The organism is Fuscovulum blasticum DSM 2131 (assembly GCF_003034965.1).
Taxonomy (GTDB): Bacteria; Pseudomonadota; Alphaproteobacteria; order Rhodobacterales; family Rhodobacteraceae; genus Pseudogemmobacter; species Pseudogemmobacter blasticus.
The window spans coordinates 1-5,648 of the sequence record NZ_PZKE01000042.1; the positions used below are offsets into that span (position 1 = coordinate 1).

Consider the following 5,648-nt stretch of genomic DNA (forward strand, 5'->3'; position numbering starts at 1 on the left):
GCGACCTGACCCGGACCGAGGCGCTGGTGCTGACCGTCATCGCCTATATGCAGCCGGTAACGCGCGGCGCCATCGCGCGCCTGACCGGCCGCGAGGTCAGCCGCGACCTGATCGCCCGGCTGCACCGCCAGGGCCTGATCACCCGCGGCCCCCGCAGCCCCGAACCCGGCGCACCCCATACCTATGTCACCACCCCAGGCTTCCTGGCCCTGTTCGGCCTGGACACCCTGCGCGACCTGCCCGACATCGAGGCGCTGGAGGATGCGGGGTTGCTGCAGCCGGGAAGCGATGGTGTGATCCTGCCTGTGGCGGGGGAGGGGGGCGCGTGAACCTGTGCTTTGTCATGGACGCATCCTTTGAGTGCTTTACCCTCCGGTAATCTCGGGGCGGTTCACCCTATCCGGTCTTGCTGGATTTGGGGGTGCGGTTGTGGCAGCGCATCGCAGCTCACCCAGCACGCTGTTCCGGGGGTGCGCTATGTCGGCTCGGATAACATTATAAAACCACCAACGCCCTTACACTGCCCATGGCGGACAGCCGACCACCGTGGTCTACATCAATAGCATCGAAACCGATCAGCAGGCGCAGGCAGTAGCTTGAATCAGCCGGAAATATGTCCAACGATCACGGAGCAGCTTACGCAGGTCCAGTTTCAGGCCCCCAACCCACAGGGGAAGACACATGGCAGACTTGTTGTCCCGGAGACGCCGTTCCCGAAATCACGCCCGAACGACGATTGCAGCAGCGATAACAACACTCTTCGCCAGTCCAGCTCTGGCGGAGGACCAAACCACGATCATCAATCGCGACGGTCTGACCCTTCGCTGGCATTTCCAGGCCGGGCTGAACGCAGTGAGCGAGGAAAACCTGTTTTGGGACCTTTCTGCCACGACTGCGCCGGGCAGCACTTTTGACCCGGACACCAACTGGCTGGAAGGTTACATCAAACCGGGCCTGAGCTTCGACTATCGGCTGGAATCGGGCGCTGTTATCTATGGAAAGCTCTCGGTCGTGTCGTCCTATACGATGGGGACTGATGCGTTCGACACGGGCGACACCGGGGCGACCACCCTTGAAGAAGCCTACCTTGCGATCCGTGGCGATCTGAATGGCGGGCTGTCCTACGATTTTTCGCTTGGGCCGCGCGAACTGACCCTTGGGACGGGCATGCTGATCGCGAATGGCGCGAGCAGCGGGTTTGATCGCGGCGCCCTGAAGCTTGGCCCGCGAAAGGCATGGGAAAGGGCCGCCATCGGGCGCCTGGCCTTTGGTACGGTCACAGGGACCGTCTTCTATCTTGATCCCAACGAACTGCCCGCCAATGACAGCGGCAACAAACTTGCTGGCATCGACCTTCGTCAAGATGGCCCGAACGGGGGCTACCTCGGCGCGACATTTGTGGACGTTCTCAACTCGGGTTCGCCTTATCCGCAGGCCGGATCGGGCGGTGCCGCTCCAACGATCATTCCGGGGGGGCGGGAGGGGACCAAGACAATCAACCTTTACGCCAAGACGAATCCTTTTGCCGGCACGATGGAGAATTGGGTCTTCGCAGGAGATTTCGCCTATCAATGGAATGACCGGATCGATCTTGAATCCTAGGCAGGCCGGGTGACCGCCAGCTACAGCTTTGCAGATGCGCCCTGGTCGCCAAGCCTTACCCTGGGCTACCAGACCTTTTCCGGCGATGACCCGAACACGGCAAAGCTCGAGCGGTTCGATCCTCTCTACTACCAGGGAAGCCCCAGCGCCTGGGCGACAGGATCGAAGTCCGCGTCAACTTTCCTGAACTCGAACGTGAATGCCCTGACCTTGGCGCTGCAGCTCAAGCCAACCCAGCAGGACACGCTGACAATACGTTACGCGCATATCCGGGCGAACGAGTTGAACAGCCAGATCCAGTTCGGCCAAGCCACCCGGCTGGACGAGAATGGAAATCTGGTCACGGGTGTGACCAACGCCGAACTCGCAGATGATATCTTCCTTGAATACAGCCGCATCATCAACCGCAACACGTTCCTGACAGCAGGAGTATCGGTTTCCTTCCCCGGAGCAGGGATCGACAATGTCATCGGCGGGGACGCATCCCCATGGACAGGAGGTTTCGTCAATGTCGTCATCAATTTCTAAGGTTCTCAGCCTGACAGCAGGAGTGGCCATGTCCCTTGGCGCAGTGACGGTTGCACAGGCCCAATCCGCCCCGCTTTCGGCGCAGGAATCCGACCCGCGGGTCATGGGCTGGATGCAGGGCTTTCCGCCACCCGAGGACAAGATCATTACCCAGCCGGATTCGGTGTATTTCAGCTTCCCCAAGCTGCGCTGGTCGGTCTGTCACCTGCGGGAATTCCTGCCGACGGAAGAAATCAGCCGTGGCCTTGGCGCGCCGGTGCCGCTGTCCTACCCCTCGCCTTCGGAATTCGCCGACCTGCGCAGCAAGATCGACGCGCTGACCTTCACTCCGCTCGGGGCGGAGGCGCCAATGACTTGGGAAGAATCGCTTTACGCCAACTACACCGACGGCATCATTGTCCTGCACAAGGGCAAGGTCGTGTACGAGCGTTACTTCGGCTGCATGGATGAAGGCGCCAAGCACGCCGCAATGTCGATGACCAAATCCGTGACGGGACTTCTGGCCGAAATCCTGGTGGTGGAAGGCGCCCTTGACGACACGAAGCTGGTCCGTGACATCATCCCCGAAGTGGCGGACGGGGCTTTCGGAAGCGCGACGGTCCGGCAAGTCATGGATATGGTCACGGGCGTCAGGTATTCCGAGAACTACGCGGACCCGAATGCCGATATCTGGATCTACTCGGCCGCGGCAAGCCCGCTGCCGAAACCCGAAGGCTACACGGGATCGAACGGATACTGGGAGTATCTGGCCCAGGTTCAGCCCGAGGGGAACCATGGCGACGCGTTCCACTACAAAACGATCAACTCGGATATGCTGGGGTGGATCATCAGCCGCACGGCGGGCAAATCGGTGACCGACCTCGCCTCGGACCGGCTGTGGAGCCGGATGGGTGCGGAACAGGACGCCTATCAGACCGTGGACGGCAAGGGCGTGCCCTTCGCGGGCGGGGGCATCAGCCTTGGCTTGCGTGATGCGGCGCGGCTGGGCCTTTTGATGCTGAACAAGGGAGAGATCAACGGCGAACGGCTGTTCCCGGCAGAAGTGGCCGAGAACATCGCCAAGGGTGGCGATCAGTCCAAGTTCAGCGGCTATGCAAGCATTCCGAACGGCAGCTATACCAGCCAGTGGTGGGTGTTCCACAACGACCACGGCGCTTTTGCCGCGCGTGGCGTGCATGGCCAGACCATCTATGTCGATCCGACGGCCGAAATGGTGCTTGTGCGCTTCGCGTCATTCCCGACGGCCGCCAACGCCGACATCGACCCGACATCGCTGCCGGCGTATCAGGCCGTTGCGGAATACCTGATGGCTGGGCACTGACCACAAAAGACAGGCATCGGTGCCGCCGGGGTCCGTCAGCCCCCCCTGCGGCACCGATGGGCTGTTCGGTCACCCTGGTGGCGGCGTGACCTTCACAACCAGCAGTTGGCGCGTTGCGTCATCACGCGTGGTCCACGAGATTTCAGCCCCCGGACTGAGGCCAAGCAGGGCGACGCCCACCGGCGTAAGCACGGAGATGCGGCCTTGCTCGATATCCGCATCCTCGGGATAGACCACAGAGACGGTATTCAAACGCGCCGTGCCAAGGTCACGATAGGTGACCTCACTTCCAATCGTCACCACATCGCTGCGCATTGTGGCCGGGGCAACCAGCTTTGCCCGCGCGATCTCGTCGATAAGGCGCTCGCCAACCTCTGGCGAGCGTCTCATCACGGAAGCCGCCAGCGCTTCAAGGCGGCCGACCAGGCTTTTGTCCAGGTAGATTTTCGGCAGCCGTGCCGACACAGGGTTGGTGCTGGTTGTCATGTTTCTTTCTCGATTGTCATGTTTGAGGGGCCTGCAAGACCCCGGTGTTTCGCCTTGGACCTGTCGTTATGCGTGAGCCCTCTCGACGCTGAGCAGACGCACGCGGCGAAGCGTTCCGTCTGCCTGCAACAGCGGCCCATGGGTGCCGGTCTTCATGCCGATCAGCGTTGCCCCCAGCAGCGATCCGACATGAAGGCCGTTATCTTCCTCGGCAAATTCGTCGTAGTGGAACAACCTTCCCGACTGTGGCCGCAGGTCGTCAACGGCATAGATCACCCGTGAGCCACCGGCCGCGGTCTGGGTGCCGATGCTTCCGTCGTCCACAATCGACGCATACAGAAGCTTGAGGCCAAGAAGCCTTGCCAACATCGCAGGCGCCCCGGCCCCGACCTTTTCGGCGCGCAGAATGTGGTCAACCAGGGCACGGCGGTCCGTCTTCGTCAGCACACTTGTGGCGGCGTGCTGGCAGAGAATTGCGTAACTGATTGAATCTCCGGCAAGTCGTTGTTCTTTCGAAACGGTCATGTTTGCTCCTCTGGCAAGGCTGTCGCCATCGTTTCACATCGGGTTCAGGCTGAGGTGAAAGACCCGGAGCAGCCGCGACACATGCGCGAATTCAGACCACCCCGGGCAGGGGGCGGTTTTGAAGAAGCCCCCGCAAGAGAATGGAAACGGCACTCATCTGGTCATCCTGCAAGTCGTGGCTGAAGCCGTCAGCTTGTGGCTTCCAGACGGGTTTTCGGCACGGGTGCCGGTTCGGGGTTCGTCTCGGCTCAGGCCGTTGACAAAGTCTTCGATTTCTCCACGGCACAGGCCGATGTCCCACAGGACGCGGTCATCCAGTCTGGCCAGAACCGCGATCATCTTTCGCCGTTCCCAGCGTCGGACGGCGCTTCTCCAACAGCGCAGGATGAAGGACATCCCGGGCATCTGGCCGATGTTGCTGTCGGTGCCTTGCCCGGACCCGGACTTGATGTAGACGGACATTTCGCTCTCCACTTCTGAAACGAACTGAATCCCTCACCAAGCGCAGAAGCGGGCCGCCCGTGGACGAGCCGGCCTGGTTCAGACGAATTGTGAGAGGTCGGATTGGACAACCCCGGGGTGTCGGCAGGCGCAAGCCTGTGCCGCCCGGGGCTACCGGCGGTTCAGCAGAACCCCTGCAGAGCGCAGGGCCCTTATGTGGAAACCGAAGATCGACATGGTTCCCAGATGGGCCTTTACGCGCGCAGTTTCAATTGTGCCGGGGAACATCCGGCCACCGGATAGGCGCAAAGGTGCCGATCGCGCTGGAACCCGGTGAAACACGCCGGGCCGCTTCGCACCCGACGCCGGCCGCGCGGGTTGACTGGCCGCGGCAGGGTACCTAGCCTCGGTCCATGGCCTTGCTGGAAAACCACTTCCGGTTTCATCTTCTGAACCGCCTGCATCCCCGGGCGGTTCAGGCGCTGATGCGCTGACTGAATCTCCCGGGGCCTCATCCCTTTCCCAAACACCATGAGGCGACAAACTGTCCGAGGAGGCCTAATGGCCAGCTTGATCACCCCCCGAACCGATGTTGAGTGGCCACTCGCTGGTGCCAGAACAAGACCGCGCCTCGGGGCTGTCGTGCCGGCATCATCCTTGCCGGGCGCCACCCTGCTCGGGATGTGAACGGGCTGCGCGCGCCGCTTCGGTGCGCGGACGACGCGGTCAAGTCGCTTGCCTTCGC

The 5,648-nt window shown here is 61.8% G+C and carries 7 protein-coding genes; 4 read left to right on the forward strand and 3 right to left on the reverse strand.

The annotated features are described in order from the left end of the window. The 4 genes from scpB to C5F44_RS17470 all read left to right on the forward strand — a co-directional run. Window positions 1–329: SMC-Scp complex subunit ScpB (scpB, locus tag C5F44_RS17460; RefSeq protein WP_146161983.1), on the forward strand; the 329-nt coding region annotated here is incomplete at its 5' end. Between the two features lie 352 nt (window positions 330–681). After that, window positions 682–1,602, forward strand: coding sequence for a hypothetical protein (locus tag C5F44_RS18205; RefSeq protein WP_235822670.1), 921 nt, complete (start codon window positions 682–684; stop codon window positions 1,600–1,602). 9 nt (window positions 1,603–1,611) lie between these two features. Next, a complete protein-coding gene (locus C5F44_RS18210; RefSeq protein ID WP_235822671.1) occupies window positions 1,612–2,130 on the forward strand; it encodes an alginate export family protein in 519 nt (172 codons plus the stop codon). Between the two features lie 28 nt (window positions 2,131–2,158). Further along, entirely contained in the window at window positions 2,159–3,451 is a 1,293-nt protein-coding gene (locus tag C5F44_RS17470; RefSeq protein ID WP_235822672.1) for a serine hydrolase domain-containing protein, read from the forward strand. Between the two features lie 69 nt (window positions 3,452–3,520). On the opposite strand, the gene rnk is transcribed toward C5F44_RS17470, so the two are convergent. From rnk to C5F44_RS17485, 3 genes are all read right to left on the reverse strand, one after another. Continuing rightward, window positions 3,521–3,937 (reverse strand): nucleoside diphosphate kinase regulator, encoded by a 417-nt coding sequence (gene rnk / locus C5F44_RS17475; protein WP_107674911.1) that lies wholly within the window; start codon window positions 3,935–3,937, stop codon window positions 3,521–3,523. Window positions 3,938–4,003: 66 nt separating this feature from the next. After that, complete coding sequence (locus C5F44_RS17480; RefSeq protein ID WP_146161984.1) at window positions 4,004–4,462, reverse strand: hypothetical protein; 459 nt, start codon at window positions 4,460–4,462, stop codon at window positions 4,004–4,006. 153 nt (window positions 4,463–4,615) lie between these two features. Beyond that, window positions 4,616–4,924, reverse strand: coding sequence for a DUF1127 domain-containing protein (locus C5F44_RS17485; protein ID WP_219908701.1), 309 nt, complete (start codon window positions 4,922–4,924; stop codon window positions 4,616–4,618). Window positions 4,925–5,648: the final 724 nt, after the last annotated feature.

Coding starts and splice junctions, on each gene's coding strand:
- C5F44_RS18205 (WP_235822670.1), top strand. CDS start 682: ATGGCAGACTTGTTGTCCCGGAGACGCCGTTCCCGAAATCACGCCCGA.
- C5F44_RS17470 (WP_235822672.1), top strand. CDS start 2,159: ATGTCCCTTGGCGCAGTGACGGTTGCACAGGCCCAATCCGCCCCGCTT.
- rnk (WP_107674911.1), bottom strand. CDS start 3,937: ATGACAACCAGCACCAACCCTGTGTCGGCACGGCTGCCGAAAATCTAC.
- C5F44_RS17480 (WP_146161984.1), bottom strand. CDS start 4,462: ATGACCGTTTCGAAAGAACAACGACTTGCCGGAGATTCAATCAGTTAC.
- C5F44_RS17485 (WP_219908701.1), bottom strand. CDS start 4,924: ATGTCCGTCTACATCAAGTCCGGGTCCGGGCAAGGCACCGACAGCAAC.